14 protein-coding genes are annotated in these 16,477 nt (G+C 63.5%); 4 read left to right on the top strand and 10 right to left on the bottom strand.

Translation table 11 applies throughout. The annotated features are described in order from the left end of the window. Nucleotides 1-102 precede the first annotated feature (102 nt). Entirely contained in the window at nucleotides 103-1,122 is a 1,020-nt protein-coding gene (locus tag AC0SZ7_RS22350) for a Leu/Phe/Val dehydrogenase (RefSeq protein WP_475506405.1), read from the bottom strand. 91 nt (nucleotides 1,123-1,213) lie between these two features. Between AC0SZ7_RS22350 and AC0SZ7_RS22345 the strand changes: the two genes are divergently transcribed. Beyond that, nucleotides 1,214-2,035, top strand: a complete 822-nt coding sequence (locus AC0SZ7_RS22345) for a SirB1 family protein (protein ID WP_475506404.1) — start codon at nucleotides 1,214-1,216, stop codon at nucleotides 2,033-2,035. Here AC0SZ7_RS22345 and maiA read toward each other — a convergent pair. From maiA to hmgA, 3 genes are read right to left on the bottom strand one after another with little or no spacing between them, the layout of a single operon-like run. Continuing rightward, a complete protein-coding gene (maiA, locus tag AC0SZ7_RS22340) occupies nucleotides 2,024-2,659 on the bottom strand; it encodes a maleylacetoacetate isomerase (protein WP_475506403.1) in 636 nt (211 codons plus the stop codon). The genes AC0SZ7_RS22345 and maiA overlap by 12 nt on opposite strands. A gap of 10 nt (nucleotides 2,660-2,669) precedes the next feature. Further along, nucleotides 2,670-3,953 (bottom strand): fumarylacetoacetase, encoded by a 1,284-nt coding sequence (gene fahA, locus AC0SZ7_RS22335; RefSeq protein WP_475506402.1) that lies wholly within the window; start codon nucleotides 3,951-3,953, stop codon nucleotides 2,670-2,672. Continuing rightward, nucleotides 3,950-5,260: a homogentisate 1,2-dioxygenase gene (gene hmgA / locus AC0SZ7_RS22330; protein ID WP_475506401.1), complete on the bottom strand. Its 1,311-nt coding sequence runs from the start codon at nucleotides 5,258-5,260 to the stop codon at nucleotides 3,950-3,952. The genes fahA and hmgA overlap by 4 nt, the downstream gene beginning before the upstream one ends. Before the next feature lie 115 nt (nucleotides 5,261-5,375). Between hmgA and AC0SZ7_RS22325 the strand changes: the two genes are divergently transcribed. Continuing rightward, nucleotides 5,376-6,161: an IclR family transcriptional regulator gene (locus AC0SZ7_RS22325; protein WP_475506400.1), complete on the top strand. Its 786-nt coding sequence runs from the start codon at nucleotides 5,376-5,378 to the stop codon at nucleotides 6,159-6,161. A gap of 4 nt (nucleotides 6,162-6,165) precedes the next feature. On the opposite strand, the gene AC0SZ7_RS22320 is transcribed toward AC0SZ7_RS22325, so the two are convergent. From AC0SZ7_RS22320 to AC0SZ7_RS22300, 5 genes are all read right to left on the bottom strand, one after another. Further along, entirely contained in the window at nucleotides 6,166-9,267 is a 3,102-nt protein-coding gene (locus tag AC0SZ7_RS22320; RefSeq protein WP_475506399.1) for a hypothetical protein, read from the bottom strand. Nucleotides 9,268-9,385: 118 nt separating this feature from the next. Further along, nucleotides 9,386-11,065: a DUF1302 domain-containing protein gene (locus tag AC0SZ7_RS22315; RefSeq protein WP_475506398.1), complete on the bottom strand. Its 1,680-nt coding sequence runs from the start codon at nucleotides 11,063-11,065 to the stop codon at nucleotides 9,386-9,388. Between the two features lie 396 nt (nucleotides 11,066-11,461). Then, on the bottom strand, nucleotides 11,462-12,367 hold the full coding sequence (locus tag AC0SZ7_RS22310; RefSeq protein ID WP_475506397.1) for an SDR family oxidoreductase: 906 nt from the start codon (nucleotides 12,365-12,367) through the stop codon (nucleotides 11,462-11,464). Between the two features lie 126 nt (nucleotides 12,368-12,493). Beyond that, entirely contained in the window at nucleotides 12,494-13,402 is a 909-nt protein-coding gene (locus AC0SZ7_RS22305; protein ID WP_475506522.1) for an alpha/beta fold hydrolase, read from the bottom strand. Between the two features lie 283 nt (nucleotides 13,403-13,685). Continuing rightward, the gene (locus AC0SZ7_RS22300; protein ID WP_475506396.1) at nucleotides 13,686-14,144 is read right to left on the bottom strand and encodes a flavodoxin; all 459 of its coding nucleotides are present in this window, start codon (nucleotides 14,142-14,144) and stop codon (nucleotides 13,686-13,688) included. 144 nt (nucleotides 14,145-14,288) lie between these two features. Between AC0SZ7_RS22300 and AC0SZ7_RS22295 the strand changes: the two genes are divergently transcribed. Next, a complete protein-coding gene (locus AC0SZ7_RS22295; RefSeq protein WP_475506395.1) occupies nucleotides 14,289-14,747 on the top strand; it encodes a PAS domain-containing protein in 459 nt (152 codons plus the stop codon). A 63-nt stretch (nucleotides 14,748-14,810) separates the two neighbouring features. Then, a complete protein-coding gene (locus AC0SZ7_RS22290) occupies nucleotides 14,811-15,416 on the top strand; it encodes a PilZ domain-containing protein (RefSeq protein WP_475506394.1) in 606 nt (201 codons plus the stop codon). A 7-nt stretch (nucleotides 15,417-15,423) separates the two neighbouring features. On the opposite strand, the gene AC0SZ7_RS22285 is transcribed toward AC0SZ7_RS22290, so the two are convergent. Beyond that, nucleotides 15,424-16,377, bottom strand: a complete 954-nt coding sequence (locus AC0SZ7_RS22285) for a MerR family transcriptional regulator (protein ID WP_475506393.1) — start codon at nucleotides 16,375-16,377, stop codon at nucleotides 15,424-15,426. Nucleotides 16,378-16,477: the final 100 nt, after the last annotated feature.

The raw sequence follows: 16,477 nt of genomic DNA, 5'->3' as shown, positions 1-16,477 counted from the left end.
CAACTCCTGGTCCACACGGGGTACGTGTAGTGGTCATGACCCGCCGCTTGTGGCCGCAGGTCGTTCAAGGAGCTGGCGCCGGTAAGGCGCCGGCTCGCCAAATCAGGCGTAGATGAGTTTCTCCGCCAGGGCCTCGGCCACCCGCGCCGGTGAGCGCTTCTCGGCCTGGGCGTGGGCAAACACTTCAGTGAGGCGCGCGGCGATGCGCGCCAGGTGCGCGGTGATGGTGCCGACCTCCTCGCCCTGGTGCTTGAGGGCCACGTAAATCAGCCCGCCGGAATTGATCACGTAGTCGGGGGCGTAAAGAATGCCGCGCTTTTCCAGTTGGTCGGCGGCCTGCAGGCTGGTGAGCTGGTTGTTGGCGGCGCCGGCTACCGCGGCGCAGCGCAGTTGCGAGACGCTTTGGCCGTTGAGTATCGAGCCCAGGCCGCAGGGCGAGAAAATATCGCAAGGGGTGCCTAGCAGCCCTTCGGCTGCCACCGGGTGGGCGCCCAGTTGTTCCATGGCCAGTTGCACCTTGCCCGGGTCAAGGTCGCTGACCAGCAGCTCGGCACCGGCGGCGTGCAACTGCTCGGCCACGGCGTAGCCGACGTTGCCCAGCCCCTGCACGGCAATGCGCAGCCCTTCGAGGTTATCGGTGCCCAGGCGCGCCATGGCGGTGGCGCGAATGCCGGCGAACACGCCCATGGCCGCGTGGGGCGCCGGGTCGCCGGCGGCGGTGGTGCTGGTGACGTGACGGGTGTGCTGGGCCACGCAGTCCATGTCGGCGGTGGAGGTACCGCTGTCGATGGCGGTAATGAAGCGGCCGTCCAGGGTCTCGATGAAACGGCCAAAGGCTTCGAACAGGCCGGCGCGGTTTTCCACATGGGGGCTGCGGATGATTACCGCCTTGCCGCCACCAAACGGCAGCCCGGCCAGCGCCGCCTTGAAGCTCATGCCCTGGGCCAGGCGAATGGCGTCGACCATGGCGCTTTCATCATCGGGATAGGCAAGGTAACGGCAGCCACCAATCGCCGGGCCGGCGCGGCAATTATGAATGGCAATCACCGCGCGCAGGCCGGTCACCGGGTCGACGGCCAGGTGCAGCGCGTGGGTGCGGGTGCTTTGCATGAGAGCAAACATCGAGTGGCTCCCGATCTTGTTGTGTTAACAGTGTAGCCGTTGCCACGGCCGGCACTGGACGAAAAGCCGGCGCAGGGCTACAAGAGAAAGTATGAAACCTGTCCTCGACGCCGCGCGCCAGGCTTGCCTGGAGTGCCTTGTGCAAAGCCCGCCCGCGACTTTCGACGCCGCGTTGTGGATCGCTGCCGAACACGATCCGGCGTTCAACCCGCGCCAGTGCGACGAACAACTGCGCGAGCTGCAACTGCAGATCAGTATCGGCCTGCCCATGCTGCCGGTGTCGGAACTGGCGCAACCGCTGTTGCGCCGGCTCAACGCGCTGGGCTTCGTGCAGGATGATTTCCACCCGCTGCGGCCCCAGGCGGCTTTACTGAACAAGGTGCTGGAGCGCAAGCGCGGCCAGCCGCTGGCCTTGGCGCTGCTGGCGCTGGAGATGGCCAGGCGCCTGGACATCCCGCTGATGGGCGTCAACTTCCCGGGGCATTTCCTGCTGCGGGTACCCGGTGCCGATCACCAACTGGACCCCTGCGGTGGCCGCCGCCTGTACCCTGCCGACTGCCGCGAGCTGCTGGGCCGGCAGTTCGGCCCGCAGGTGCCGTTGCTGGCGGAGCACATGGCCCAGGCCGACCCGCGGCAGATGCTGCAACGCCTGTCACGCAACCTGCGCCAGTTGCACAGCACCCACGATGACCACGTGGCAGCGCTGAAGGATGCCGAGCGGGTGTTGCTGCTGGGTGCGCCCACGGCCGCCGACTACATCGCCCGCGCCGGTATCTACCAGCATCTGGAATGCCCGCGCGGCGAACGCTTCGACCTCGAATACGCGCTGCTGCTCAGCGAAGACCCGATCCAGCGCCTGCGCCTGACCACGCGCCTGGGCGAGCTGCCGCCCGCGCCCTCGTCACTGCACTGACGGCGTGTCGGCCTGGCACGCCGGGTGCGCCTGGGCAAACGCCGGGTGCTGCGCGGCCAGGGCGGCGACCCGCTGAATGCGTGGCCACTGCGCCACCGATACGTTGAAACGCTCCGCCGCGTACAGTTGCGGAATCAGGTACACATCCGCCAGGCCCGGCTGCTCGCCCACGCACCAGCCGCTGCCGCCGAGCAGTTGCTCCACGGCTTCCAGGCCCTGGCCAATCCAGGCGGCAATCCAGGCCTGCACCTGCGCTTCATCCTGCCCCAGGCTGCGCAGGCGGTTGAGCACGCTGACATTGTGCAGCGGGTGAATGTCGCAACCGATCAGCCCGGCAATGCCCCGCGCCTGGGCGCGCACCAGCAGGTCGCTGGCCAGCAGCGGCACCTGGGGGTAGCGCTCTTCCAGGTATTCGATGATCGCGCCGGACTGGATCAGCAACTGCCCGGTCGCGACCCGCAATGCTGGCACCCGCCCCTGGGGGTCAATGGCCAGGTAGGCCGGCGAACGCTGCTCGCCAGCCAGCAGGTTCACCGGCAGCGCCTCATACGCCAGCCCCTTCAATGCCAGGGCAATGCGCACCCGGTATGACGAGGTCGAGCGGTAGTAGGTATAGAGGTGCATGCCCAGGCCCTCACGCGGCGGCAACGATCCGGCCACGGCACTCGCCGAAGCCGATGGACACCTGGCCCGGCGCCACGCACCGCGCCCGCAGGATCACTTCATCGCCGTCTTCAAGGAAACGTCGCGTTTCACCCGACGCCAGGCTCAGCGGCTGTTTGCCGCCGTTGGTCATTTCCAGCAGGCTGCCGTATTGCCCTGGCTGGGCGCCGGACAGCGTGCCGGAACCGAACAGGTCGCCCGCCTGCAGTTGGCAGCCATTGACGCTGTGGTGGGTGACCAGTTGGGCCACGGTCCAGTACATGCTGCGGGTGTTGCTGAGGGCGATGCGTTCGGCAGGCAAGCCCTGTTCGCGCATGTGCTCGGTCAACAGCAGCACTTCCAGTTCAATGTCCAGCGCGCCGCTGTGCTGGTCGCGCGCATCCCACAGGTACGGCAGCGGCTGCGGGTCGCCTTCGGGGCGTGGCGCCTGGGCGCAGCGAAACGGCTCCAGCGCCTCGGCGGTAACCACCCAGGGTGACAGGCTGGTGATGAAGCTTTTCGACAGGAATGGCCCCAGCGGCTGGTACTCCCAGGCCTGGATATCGCGCGCCGACCAGTCGTTGAGCAGACAGTAGCCGGCCACATGCTCGTCGGCGCGGTCGATGGCGATGCCCTCGCCCATGGCGTTGCCCGGGCCGATCCAAATACCCAGTTCCAGCTCGAAGTCCAACCGTGCGCAAGGGCCGAAATCCGGCTCGCTGCGCCCGGCCGGCATGGTCTGGCCCTTGGGCCGGCGCACCGGCGTGCCCGACGGCCGCAAGGTGGAGGCGCGGCCGTGGTAACCAATCGGCACGTACTTGTAGTTGGGCAGCAGCGGATTGTCGGGGCGGAACAGCTTGCCGACGTTTTTCGCGTGCTCGATGCCCACGTAGAAATCGGTGTAGTCGCCTACGCGCGCGGGCAGGTGCAACTGGCAGTCGCTGGCCGGATGCAGGCAATCGCGCACCGCCCCCTGGGTTTCACTGCCCTCGGCCAGCAGTTGGGTCAGGCGCTCACGCAACCCTATCCGCGCCTGGCGGCCCAGGGCAAAAAAGCCGTTGAGCTGGCCGCCCTCGCAGGCCAGCGCCGCCGTGGCGGCTTCACCTTGCAGCAACCCGGTGGCCAGCAGCGCTTCCAGGTCCAGGATCGAGTCACCAATGGCCACTCCCGCCCGTGGCCGCCCGCCCTGGGGGCTGAACACACCCAGCGGCAGGTTCTGCAACGGAAAATCGGCGTGGCCGTTGGCGCTGGCTACCCAGCTGTGGTGCTGATTCATGCATCCCTCCGGTTCGGGTTGAAGGTGCTGGGCAGGCTGGCCCAGCACGCGTCATAACTGCCCTGCAATTGGCTGCACGCCAGGGCATGGTAGCTGGGGCGCAGCACTTGGCTGGTCTCGAACATGAACGCCATGGTCTGTTCGATGCGCACCGGCGCCAGCTCGGCGGCCGTGGCCTTGGCGCAGGTCTCGGCGTCGGGCCCGTGGGCGCTCATGCAACTGTGCAGCGACGCGCCGCCGGGCACGAAGCCCTCGGCCTTGGCGTCGTAGGCGCCCTGTATCAAGCCCATGTACTCGTTCATCAGGTTGCGGTGGAACCACGGCGGCCTGAAGGTGTTGTCCGCCACCATCCAGCGTGGCGGGAAAATCACGAAGTCCATGTTGGCCATGCCAGGCACGCTGGTGGGCGAGGTCAACACGGTAAAGATAGACGGGTCCGGGTGGTCGTAACTGACGGTACCCAGGGTGTTGAACAACCGCAGGTCGTATTTGTACGGCACGTTGTTGCCGTGCCAGGCCACCACGTCCAAGGGTGAGTGTTGCAGCTCGCAGCCCCACAGGCGGCCAAGGAATTTCTGCACCAGGGCAACCGGGCCGCTGCTGTCCTGGTAATGCGCCACGGGCGTGAGGAAATCACGGGCGTTCGCCAGCCCATTGCTGCCGATGGGCCCAAGGTCGGGCAGACGCAACGGTGCGCCGTGGTTTTCCGCCAGGTAGCCACGCGCCTGGCCATCAGGCAGCTCGACGGTGAACTTCAGCCCGCGCGGCACCACCGCGATCTCCAGCGGCTCAAGGTCCAACACACCGAGCTCGGTCCGCAGCCGCAGGCGCCCCTGCTCCGGCACCAGCAACAGTTCGCCGTCGGCGTTGTAGAACACCCGCTCCATGCTGCGGTTGGCGGCGTAGTGGTAAAGGCTGGTGCCGCTGGGTGCATCGGCCGGGCCGTTGGCGGCCATGGCCACCCAGCCGTCCAGAAAGTCCGTGGGCGCCGTGGGCATCAGCAATGGGTCCCAGCGCAGGCGGTTGGGCGTGGCGTCGCCAAGCGGCCCACCCTGCAGCTGGCGCGCCAGCGGTTCGAAGCGCGGGTGCAGCGCCGAGGGGCGGATGCGGTACAGCCAGGTGCGCCGGGCTTCGCTGCGGGGGACGGTAAAGGCGGTGCCGGAAAACTGTTCGGCATACAGGCCGTAGGGGGCCTTTTGCGGGGAATTGCGGCCGGCGGGCAAGGCGCCGGACAGCGCTTCGCTGCTGAATTCGTTGCCGAAGCCGCTCAGGTAACGCGGCGCGGCTGCACCAGGATCCAGGTCCATGAAACCTCCGGAGGCATTTTTATTTTTATCGTAATCCAATTACGAATAACGTAATTTGATTGCCTGGGAGCGTCAAGCTATAAAGACGCCCACTTGCCCACGGACCGCCCTCACCATGCCTACACCCACCCCACCTGCCGAGAGCAACAACAAGCAGAAAGTCCGTTCGGCCGAAGTCGGCACCGACATTCTCAAGGCGCTGGCCGAGCTTTCGCCTTCCACCTCGCTGTCGCGCCTGGCCGAACACGTGCAAATGCCCGCCAGCAAGGTGCATCGCTACCTGCAGGCGCTGATCGCCAGTGGCTTCGCCGAACAGAACCCGGCCACCAACCATTACGGCCTGGGCCGCGAGGCCTTGCGGGTGGGGCTGGCAGCACTGGGCAGCATGGACGTGCTGAAGCTGGCGGCGTTGCCGTTGTCCGACCTGCGCGATGAGTTGAACGAAACCTGCTTCCTGGCAGTGTGGGGCAACCGTGGCGCCACGGTGGTGCAGGTGGAGCCGGCGGTGCGCGCGGTGACGGTGGTGACGCAGGTGGGGTCGGTGCTGCCGCTGCTCAGTTCGTCCACGGGGCTGGTGTTCGGTGCCTATTTGCCAGAACGCGAGACGCTGGAGTTGATCAATGAAGAGTGCCATGGCACCGATGGCCTGAACCTGCCGCAGGTGCAGGCCACATTCGCGGCTATTCGCGAACGTGGCCTGCACCATATCCATGGTTTGCTGCTACCCGGTGTCGACGCGCTTTCTGCCCCGGTGTTCGACGCCCTGGGAAAGGTTTCGGCAGTAATGACTATCGTCGGCCCAAGCTCCATGTTCCATGCCGATGAACACGGTGCCGCTGCGCATCGCCTGCTGGCAGCCAGCCGCCAGATAAGCTGGCGAATGGGCTACCAGCCGCGGTAGGTTGTTACTCGATTCGCTCGCTGACCTGGGACTTGACGAAGTTCGTCAACTCGCCCAGCAGCTGCGTCTCTATCTCATCAATTATGTTGATCGCTACGGTATTGACCAATTCCTTTGCCATGACCTGAACAAGGCTTTGCTTGAGGTAACCGCGCAAGCCTGAAATGGCGGCCAGGCTTTGGGCAACATCCACAAGGTGCCAGAACGCGGCTGCGCGGTCGCCGTCCTGGTACGCCTTCACACCATTGAACACACTGCGGGCCGTGATAAGCACAGACAGGGCCATCGCCGCTGGCGGGAAAGGCGAGAGCGCCAGGTTGAGAATCTTCAGCGCAAGGCTTTCGAAAGCCTGCGAGGCTCGCTCCGCAGCCGTGGTGGTCCCTTCGTCGACATCATTGGAAAGCCCTGCCATTTCCACAATGAACTCTGCCCGGAAGTTGCTTACCCGGTCATAAGGGGCAGCAGCGGGAGTAATCAGGTGTTCAGGGTAGGAGGAATCTTTCCAACGCTGGAGCAACGAGCCAATTCTAGGCTTGTCACTGTGCCGGACCCGAGCGTAGTAGTAGTCCTGCAATCGCCCGTCCTTCAGCGATAGGCGGAAATCTTTCAGCGGCCTGAACCACACACCGTCCGGTGAATGGGGCGTGTACAAGTAGTCCCGCTGTACGCCGCCCTCGTCGAGGTGCCGGAAAATATAAACACCCTGAACACAGCGCCCATCCAGGCCCAGGCGGTAAACCCCGGTTTTTTCGTATGTGCGGTCCCCGCCCACGATTGGCGGCTCCAGGTCATGCAGCGCGGCCACCATGGTGCTCAACACCTTGGCATCGGTTCCGTCCAGCATCCATTGCATGTGCTGGGTGATCACCGCCCGCTCCATTTCGTGCCGCGAAATATCGAAGAATAATTCCAGGCGAGCGTCATAGCCATCCTTGCCAGGGTCCAGAAAACGCGTCTTGATCATTGCCATGTATCGATTCGCCAGGTTCGCGTTTTCAGCAATGTCCAGGACTGCGGCGTAGGCCAGCCCGTCCACCGACTTGCCGACGGACGAGGAAAGTTTGCCGAGCACGAATGGCGTATCAAAGCGCAGGTCCCGAAGTGCAGCCTGCATCAGGCTGACATCGCCATGCGGCTCGTAGTGAATTATTACCTGATCACAATCATGACGCGGCGTGCCACGCAGGGCATCCAGCTTCGCCTGAACATCTTCCCGGGCGAACTGCATGAAGGGCGTCAGCTGGGTGTCCTTGTCGAAACGGCCGCGCAGGATCTGGAGGTTGCGGTCAATGACCGCCAACCTGCGGCGCGCATCTGGCTGCGCTTCACGGTACCAGGCAGGGGTTATGTCGGCGTACTCATCCACATGCATCGCCGCTTTCTGCTTCGCGTATTGCTCCAGCGCCTCGTTAAAGGTAGTGGCCTCGTACCACTGGACGTCAATTTGTTCCACGGTGTTAACGGCACCAGCAATCACCGGCCTGAGTGCCGCGCGTATCGCCCCGCGATAGGTCGAAGGCGCCTGGCGAATCAGGAACTCACGGCCGCCCACCACCAGCAGCCAACGGTCGAGCTCGCGGAGCCACTGTTCCTGCGAATCGAATACCGAGAAATCATTTCCCGAGGGCGCCCCGGGCGCATATACCACCCACTTGCGTGCATCGCCTTCACCCACCCCGAACACCAGCAAATGCAAGAGCGGCAACTTGCGTCGGGTCACCTGGACCCGGCCTATTTGCACATGCCCAGGCAATGCAGCGTCGGGAGCAAGGCATGCCTGCTCCAGCGATTCGAACTGGACGTGACGGCGCTCTCTATACCTTGCCGCCAACAAGGCAAGCGCCAACCGTGCCTGCAACACCTGCCCCAACGCCTTCAACGTGGCTGGCCGGGCGTATTCCCTTTCCAGCGCCCCCTGATAGCGAACACGCAGGTCCAGCCGGCCATGCATCTTGTAGAGGAACTCTGGACTAAGGCCCTGAGCCTGAAGCGCTTCGTCGGTGGAAACCTTCAGGTCGGCTTCGCCCAACTCCTGCAAGGCGTAATCGGTCAGGCTGAGCTTGCGACGCACTGTGGTTACTTTGCCCCTACGGGCGAGGCGGAAGGCAGTGTTGAGGATCATCACATCAGGGTCGGCATCGAGCTTGAGCTGCGCGCTTAAAATGCTGCCTACTTTGCGTCGAGCGTAAACCTGCAGGGTCGAGGTGCCCTCGACGATAGCGTCGAACGCCTGTTGCTGGTTCATCGCCTCGGTTTCACGCTCGCAGTAAACCTGCTGCTCTGCTACCGAGGCGTTACGCAACCAGTCAGGTCGTGAGGCGGCACGGTAGTGCCTGAGCGCTGCCAGCAGTTGGGCGTCCAGCCCAGCACCGTAGGCCGCCAGATGCCAAACCTTCTCAAACTCCCGAGTTTGCCCAGCGGCCTGGAATGCCTTGAGGGAGTTACGCTGCAGTTGCAGAAGTGCAGCCACGTAATCCTCAATCAGCGGTTTATTCACGACCTGAAGTGTCAATTCTCCTGGCGAATTGTTGCCCCTGGCGACCATGGGATCAGGCAAGTAAAGCGCCAATACCTCCGGATCCTTGAGCCGCTGCCCCAAGGACGCCTTGAACTCGCCCAACGTCCGGAACTGCTCTATGCCGTTGGCGGGCGTCCACAGCCACACGAAGTATTCCGACTGAAAGGGGGGCAACTCACTGGGCGCAGGCTCCCCCCGTCCTAATACATAACAGCCGTGAAGCAGTCGCCCGCCTGCTGATAGCCTATGAGCCTGCCCTGCAGAGGCATTTCCCAATAGCAATTCCAGGGATTGGTAAGAAGCTGCGGAAATACGTCGCAGATATTTGCTGACCATCAAGTCGGCCTTGTACAACTCAGCGCTCTGGGCGGCCAACTGATTGCACATGGCCGTCTCATCGCCGCCCAAGGCATCCTCCTGCCAATGTTCAGCAAGCCTTCCGAGTGCTCTTTCAACCGACTCTGCAGCGGACCAGACAGGCTTCGGCGTGCGCAGGGCCGCTTTCATATTTATCTGGTGCCGGGTAAGCGCCAGCAACTCAGGAGCCGGGGCAGCGTTAGACGAAAGTGTACCTTTGAACAGGGTCATGTCGTTTCCTCATTCCATTGATGGTAACCCCCATGCCTCGGGGGAACCTATTATGGAAATCGGTCGGCGCAGGAACAATCATGGAACCGGTACAACAGCGAGATGCTCTCCCCGCCAATTAAAAGTTCATACCGACTGCAACGGAAATATAATCACGGTCTTTCAAAGTATTGTAATCGCCGGCGAAAAACTCCGTGAGATTGATACTGGCGGTATAAGTTGCCTGATAATCTCCGGAAAGCCCAAGCGTTACGGCTTTCGCGCCTTCGCTGAACAGGCCGTTAGGACCATAACCCTGCACGTCATGGGACCATGACACGCTCGGTTTCAAGCTAACCCCCGCAAAGACATCAGGGTAACGAAGCTCAGCGCGCGCCCGGTAACCCCAGGCATTGCTGGTCACGAACCCATGGTTGCCCGCCGTACCATATACCGCGTCACGCCCCAGGCGGTCACCGCTGGACACATTGTCCACGTGCACCCACCCCGCCTCGCCCACCAGCGACAACCGCTGGGCGCCCAGTACCTCGTCGAAGTCCTGGCTGAGGCTGCTTTGCAGCTGGGTGATGGCCTTGCGCTCGTAGCCGCTGTTGACCTGGCCGGCCGGCCCGTAAAGTGCCTGGGTCAGGTCGGCGAGGTTGCGCTGCACGGGCGCGTCGGGCCGGTAGCTGAGCTCGCCGCGCCATTTGGTGCCCCCGGCCAGCAACGTCGAGAAGCTGGCGCCGTACAGCTGGATGTCCTGCGGGTACTGCAGGTTGTAACTGCCGCTGAGCAGCGCGGCATCGGCTGCCTGGCTGTTGGTCAGCGTGCCCAGGCCCGCCGGTATTGCGCCGGTGCCGTTGCGGGTTTCGATGAAGGCCTGGCGGCTGTGGTAGTTCATGAAGTAGAAACCGTAGTCCACGGCGCCCACCTGCCAGTGCAGCGCCGTGCCCCACTGGCCGCCGTCGCGGGCGCGCTGGTCGTGGCCGCGTGGCACCACCACGCCTTCGCTGGTCACTTCATAGCCCTGGCCTTGCTGCGCCGGCAACGAAGAGGCCACGGTGAAACCACGGCTGCAGCCGCGGGCGGTGATGTCGTCGGCGAAGTAGGTGCCGCAGTTCTCCGCCTGGGAGGCATCCCACTGCAGCTGGTAGAAGGCGTCCAGGGTCAGGGCGTCAGTGAGGCTCTGGGAGACATACAACAGGTTGGTGGGCAACAGGCTGTCACTGACGGTTTCGCCAGGCTGATGCAACGTGGCCAAGTCCACCGGGTTGATACTATTGATGGAGTTGCCGATGAACTCGCTCTCGCCCCAGTTGACGATCTGCCGCCCCACGCGCACGGTACCCGGCTGGTCGCCGACGCTGTAGTGATGGTAGACGTAGGCATCCAGCCACTGGCCGCCAGCGGCGCGGGCGCCCTCGTCGCGGCCACGGTCGCTGATGGACTTGAAGTCCTGGCTGCCGTCCTGCTGGGCAAAGTCATACCAGTAGCGGCCGCGCACGTACACGCCGCTGTCGCCGTACTGCAGGGTCAGGGCATGCTCTACCTGCAAACGGGTGGAGAAGGCCTGGCCACGGCTGAAGTTCAGCCGGCCGTCATCGCCCAGGCTTGAGTGGCCACGGCCGCCGTTGCTCGTCCCCACCAGGCCGTGGTCGGCGTTGCGCAGCCCCCAGTCGCTGGTGAAGCTAAGGTTGGTGTCGATCTGGCCTTCCACGTCACCCACATTGAATGGCAACGCCTGCGCCCTGCCGCACACTGCGGCGGCGACACTGGCTGCAAGGAAAAGCGCTTTGAACGGCGTGCGATTTGGCGACATGGCAGGACTATTACAGTGGCGGTAATAGTCATTGTCGCAAACTGCTATTTTTCAATCCACAACTAACGCTTACTATTTCTTCAGTCGCCAAGGGAACTAACCCGCACCCCACGGGTTAATGATGAATTAATCTTCATTGTGTATTGTCCGATGCTGATCCCCGGCCTGCCTGGCTTTGGCGACACCTTGTTCACCGACGTTGATTTGAAGCTCCTTGATCTAACGTCTTATTTGGCCGCTGTGTTACAGCGGCCTTTTTTATTTCCGCGTTTTACTGCCAGCCCTGTAGCCGCTGCCGCAGGCTGCGCTGGCCCTGTGCCACAGCGAAAATCTCCAGTGAATATCAGGGCCTGCGCAGCCTGGCGGCAGCGGCTACAGTAATCGGGTACGAAAGTTTTAATACTGCTTGAGATGGGCCATCATTTCCCCCAATGCTTCAATGTTATCCGCGGGGTGCACGGCATTGTCGAAGTTGCCGATATTCGCCCACTCTTTTGCAATATCTTCCACGGCCATACCCCGGTGCGGGTCAAAGCCCACGCCCAGGCTGCGCTCCCAGCGCACTTTGCCCACCCAGCCACCGCCCACTTCATATAAACCGCCAGTGTCCTGGCACTGTTCACTGCCCAGGTAAACCACCAGCGGGCTCACCAGTTCAGGCTTGAGCAAAGCGAAGACGTCGGGCGGCATCAGCCCCTCGGTCATGCGCGTGCCGCCGGTGGGCGCTATGGCGTTGACCAGGATGTTGTGGCGGCGGCCTTCCAGCGCCAGGGTGCGGGTCAGGCCGTACAGGCCCAGCTTGGCCATGGCGTAGTTGGCCTGGCCGAAGTTGCCGTAGATGCCCGAGGTGGACGAGGTGAAAATCACCCGGCCAAAGTTCTGCTCGCGCAAGTGCGGCCAGGCGGCATGGGTCAGCTTGTAGGCGCCCTGCACGTGCACCTGGTACACCTGCTCCCAGTCGCTGTCGTCCATCTTGTGAAAGCTTTTGTCGCGCAGGATGCCGGCGTTGTTCACCAGCACATCCACCCGGCCGAAGCTGTCCAGCGCCTGCTGGACGATCTTGTCGCCGTCGGTCACCGACTCGTGGCTGGCGATGGCGGTGCCGCCGGCCTCGCGGATCTGCGCCACCACCCGGTCGGCGGCCGACGCATTGGCGCCTTCGCCGTGGGCGGAGCCGCCCAGGTCGTTGACCACTACCCGCGCGCCATGCTGGGCGAACAGCAAGGCGTGGGCACGCCCCAGGCCGCCGCCGGCGCCAGTGACAATCACCACTTTATCTTCGAAACGGACCGCATCGCTCATGGCACAACTCCTGGCAGCACAAATAGGGCATGGCGGCAGTGTCGTGTACGAACGTTCCAGTCACAATGAAGACGGCCCTGCCTGAATACGCCACGATAAGGCAGGGGGATGATCCCTGCCCACGCTTCAGGAGTACAGGCGCTGCCTGGCGCTGGCGGCTGCCAGTGCCTGCAACTGGTCACGGAAGGCCAGGTAATGCTTGAGCACCTGTACCGGTGCCTCGGTGTGCGGGTAATGGCCGATGCCGGCGAGGGAAACTGTGTCGGCGCGGTGGATAAGCTCGCGGTAGCGGGTGACCATGTGCTTGCCGCATACCGGGTCGACACTGCCGTTGATGAAGCGCAGGGGCACCCCGGCGTGCTGCATGGCCGTCACCCAGCGGTCACGCCGCAGGCGCCGCTCCACCAGGTAGCCGGCCAGCCGGTGCAGCACGCGGGTGCCCTGGTTGGCGCGGATCAGGCTCCACCAATCGTCCATGGCGCTTTCGCTGGGGCGGGTGTGGGGGCCGTAGATTTGCCGCACGTTGTTGACCAGGGTCTCGCGGTTGAAGCTGCGGCTGACCAGCCAACCCAGCGGGCTGATCAACAGTTTCTGGATCAGGATGGCGCGGTGGGCCTCGGGAAACAGCCCGCCGTTGAGGAATACGCAACTGGCAATGCGCGCCAACCCATGCTGGTGCCGCGCCAACAATTCCTGGGCGACGCTGTCGCCATAGTCATGGGCAAGCAGGTGCACCGGTTGCTGGATATTCAGGTGCGCGAGCAGGGCCTGCTGCAAATCGGCCTGTTCGATCAGGCTGTAGTCATGGTCCAGCGGCTTGCTGGAATCGCCGAAGCCAAGCATGTCGCAGGCGATCAGCCGGTAGCGCCGGGCCAGCGGTTGCCACAGGTAGTGCCAATCCCAACTGGCGGTCGGAAAACCATGCAACAGCAACAACGGCTCGCCGCGCCCCGCCACCCAATAGCGAATGGCGTGGCCGCGGAACTCGAAGGTCTGCCCGCGGGTGCGCCACACCGTCAACGGGATCTCGGCCAACGGCGTGGCCGGGCGTACCTGTTGCGGTAGCTCCTGGCCTGCCGGCGAAGGTGATGACGGCTTGCGGTGTGCCCGGTCGTGGGCAAGCGAAGTCGACGGAACATGAACTGTGGTCACGGTCATTACCTCGGCACTTCTCTGTGCTCTCCTGGCAGGAGTTTAACCAGCTCTCCGGCCAGGGGTAATTGCGTTGGCAGCCAGCTTATTGGCCTTGTGAGTCACCAGCAAAATCAAACAGATAATGGATCCAGGAACCGCCTGACAGAAGCGTTTCAGCTACCGCTCAAGCCGCCTGCAGGTGCTTGATCAACTCGGCCAGCCAAGGCTCGGCGTCGGTTTCCGGGGTCACCGATTCGCTGGCATCCAGGCGCAGCATGGCCTGTACTTCCTTCACCCCCAACTCTGCAAACAGCTCGCGAAGCTGCTCGCCGCCGCCACAGAAAGTATCCCCATAGCTGGCGTCGCCCAGGCCTATGACCGCGCCGGGCAGGCCGCGCAAGGCAGCCGGCAACTGGTCGCGCAATTGCGAATACAGCGGCTGCAGGTTATCGGGCAGCTCGCCCATGCCGGTGGTCGAGGTCACGGCCAGCAATGCCTGGGGGGCTGCGCCCAGCAGCTCTTCAAGGCTGGCGCGGGGGTTGTAGAAAGCTTCGAAACCGGCGTTTTCGAGCAGGGACTTCGCGTGACGGGCCACTTCTTCAGCAGTGCCGTACACGGAGCCGGACAGGATGGCGACTTTCATTGCTAGGGTCCTGGGCAGGGTCAAAAGCGCGATAGTAACAGGCAGCGGGCCTGGGACGCAGTGTGGCCATCTGCCAGATGATGGGTGTGCCCTGGCCTTGCTTCCTCTAGAATGAACCCTGAACTGTCGTGGAATGCCGCAAAGATGATCAATGCCAAGCTGTTGCAACGGATGATGGATGCGTCCAACGACGGTATCGTCGTGGCGGAACAGGAAGGTGAGGACAACATCCTCATCTACGTCAATCCTGCCTTTGAACGATTGACCGGCTACAGCTCCAATGAAATTCTCTACCGTGACTGCCGTTTCCTGCAGAACGGCGACCGCGACGAAGCGGTGCTGACTTTGATCCGCCAGGCCATCGACAACGGCCAGCCGTGCCGCCAGCGCCTGCGCAACTACCGCAAGGACGGCTCGGCATTCTGGAACGAGCTGTCGATTACCCCGGTGTACAACGAAAGCGACAAGCTCACCTATTTCATCGGCATCCAGAAAGATGTCACCGAACAGGTGGAAGCCCAGGAGCGCGTGGCGCAACTGCAACGCGAGCTGGATGAAGCACGGGCGCGAATCATTGCCCTGGAAAACGACCAACGGCACTAACTAATGCCCAAGGTTGCTGTCTACTGACCGAACAACCGCCTTATTTCGCCTTCGAGCTCGATCATGCCAGTTGACGCCCTCCTTACCCAGGATGAGCTGGATTTCATTCGGACCATGCAGCACAACCCGCAGCTCAACGTGCGTGACACCACGGCGAGCCTGCTGGTAAATGGCGGCACGCAGATCCGTGACCTGCTGGCGCGCCTGGTGGCCAACGAACAGGTGACCATCCAGGCCCAGTTCGAAAACCAGCAGATGAGCTTCCCGCTGCAACTGGTGGAAGACGAGTTCCACGCAGTCCACCTCAAGCTGGGCGCGCCGAGCATCTACGAGGACGGCCCTAATGTACGGCCGTGGCGCATGGCGCTGAACCGCCCCGTGGTGCTGGAAGACGACAAGGGCCGCATCACCGATTACCAGGTGCTGGAAATTTCGTTCGAGGGCGTGCTGCTGGAAATGCGCAACGGCCGCAAGCCGCCACGCCGTTTCTCACTGTGGTTCAACCCCGAAGGCCATGAGCCCATGCCCCTGCGCGGCACCCTGCGGCGCAAGACCGAACAGGGCCATTACGCCTACCGCCTGAACCCGGACAACCCGCAGGAAACCGAACGCCTGCGCCAGTACATCCTCGCCCAACACCGCCGCACCCACCCGCAACTGCACGCCTGAGCCAGCCTCAGGTGTCCAGGTGCCCCGCCAGGTACTGTTGAAGGCGGCGCTGCATCAGGCGGCCGTCGCTGCCCAGGCAGGCCACTTCGGTATTCACCAACGCATCCTGCACCAGGTCACTGGCCTCGCCTGCCAGCATCAGCGGGCAATCCAGCGTCAGCCCCAGCTTGCGCAGGCGCTTGGGCGTGTCGGCAGCAGGCGGGTGGTTGGAGAACAGCACCATGGCCTGCGGCGCCAGCTTGTCGCACACAAGGCTCAGCTCTTCCAGCGGCTGCCCCGGCGCCAGCACCTGCACCGCCACCTCACTGCTGGCCAGCAATAGCGCCGCCACCAGCAACTCCAGCTCATGGCACTGGCCCGGAATGGCCGCCAGCAGCACCGTGCTTTCCTGGTTCTGGTGGCGCAGCATCTGCAAACGCTGCAGGGTGCGGGCGCGCAGGAAGCTGTCCAGCATCAGCCATTCGCTGGTCTGCCCGAAGGCGTCCTGGCGCAGCAGCAACTCCTGCCACACCGGCATCAGCACATCCTGGAACACCACGACCATGGGGTAGCTGGAGAATACCTGGCCGTACACCTGGTCCAGGCGCTGCTCATCGAAGGCGTGCACGGCGCGGCGCACCTGCGCCTGCCACTCGCCCCACTCGCTGCTGGCCAGCGGCCGTTCCACGGGTTCGGGCTGCGCCTTGTGCGCGTTGCTGCGTGCGAGGATCTTGCCGACTTTGCTCACCGCCACGCCACGCTCGATCCAACCCAGGATGCTGCGCACCTCATCGATGTCAGCCTGGGAATAGAGGCGGTGCCCGCTTTCGGTGCGCGTGGGCTGAATAAGCCCATAACGGCGCTCCCAGGCACGCAGGGTGACCGGGTTGATGCCGGTCAGGCGTGCCACCTCGCGGATGGGAAACAGCTCCTGGCGCGAAAGGTCGCCGGCGGCAGAAGAGACTGGAACGAAATCTGACATCGGTACGTGCGCCAAGGGCCGTGGGGTCGGCGGGCATTGTACCTTGGTTGGCACGAACTACCCAATTGCCCGGATATCTGGCGTCAACAAAACAGCACTG

This window comes from Pseudomonas sp. JC1203, assembly GCF_056175065.1.
This window is presented reverse-complemented; position numbering and strand designations above follow the sequence as displayed.

Excerpts from the sequence above, each read along its gene's own strand:
- AC0SZ7_RS22290 (WP_475506394.1), top strand. The coding sequence starts at position 14,811 with ATGCCAGTTGACGCCCTCCTTACCCAGGATGAGCTGGATTTCATTCGG.
- AC0SZ7_RS22295 (WP_475506395.1), top strand. The coding sequence starts at position 14,289 with ATGATCAATGCCAAGCTGTTGCAACGGATGATGGATGCGTCCAACGAC.
- AC0SZ7_RS22285 (WP_475506393.1), bottom strand. The coding sequence starts at position 16,377 with ATGTCAGATTTCGTTCCAGTCTCTTCTGCCGCCGGCGACCTTTCGCGC.
- AC0SZ7_RS22300 (WP_475506396.1), bottom strand. The coding sequence starts at position 14,144 with ATGAAAGTCGCCATCCTGTCCGGCTCCGTGTACGGCACTGCTGAAGAA.
- AC0SZ7_RS22345 (WP_475506404.1), top strand. The coding sequence starts at position 1,214 with ATGAAACCTGTCCTCGACGCCGCGCGCCAGGCTTGCCTGGAGTGCCTT.
- fahA (WP_475506402.1), bottom strand. The coding sequence starts at position 3,953 with ATGAATCAGCACCACAGCTGGGTAGCCAGCGCCAACGGCCACGCCGAT.
- AC0SZ7_RS22320 (WP_475506399.1), bottom strand. The coding sequence starts at position 9,267 with ATGACCCTGTTCAAAGGTACACTTTCGTCTAACGCTGCCCCGGCTCCT.
- AC0SZ7_RS22325 (WP_475506400.1), top strand. The coding sequence starts at position 5,376 with ATGCCTACACCCACCCCACCTGCCGAGAGCAACAACAAGCAGAAAGTC.
- AC0SZ7_RS22310 (WP_475506397.1), bottom strand. The coding sequence starts at position 12,367 with ATGAGCGATGCGGTCCGTTTCGAAGATAAAGTGGTGATTGTCACTGGC.
- AC0SZ7_RS22315 (WP_475506398.1), bottom strand. The coding sequence starts at position 11,065 with ATGTCGCCAAATCGCACGCCGTTCAAAGCGCTTTTCCTTGCAGCCAGT.
- maiA (WP_475506403.1), bottom strand. The coding sequence starts at position 2,659 with ATGCACCTCTATACCTACTACCGCTCGACCTCGTCATACCGGGTGCGC.
- hmgA (WP_475506401.1), bottom strand. The coding sequence starts at position 5,260 with ATGGACCTGGATCCTGGTGCAGCCGCGCCGCGTTACCTGAGCGGCTTC.
- AC0SZ7_RS22350 (WP_475506405.1), bottom strand. The coding sequence starts at position 1,122 with ATGTTTGCTCTCATGCAAAGCACCCGCACCCACGCGCTGCACCTGGCC.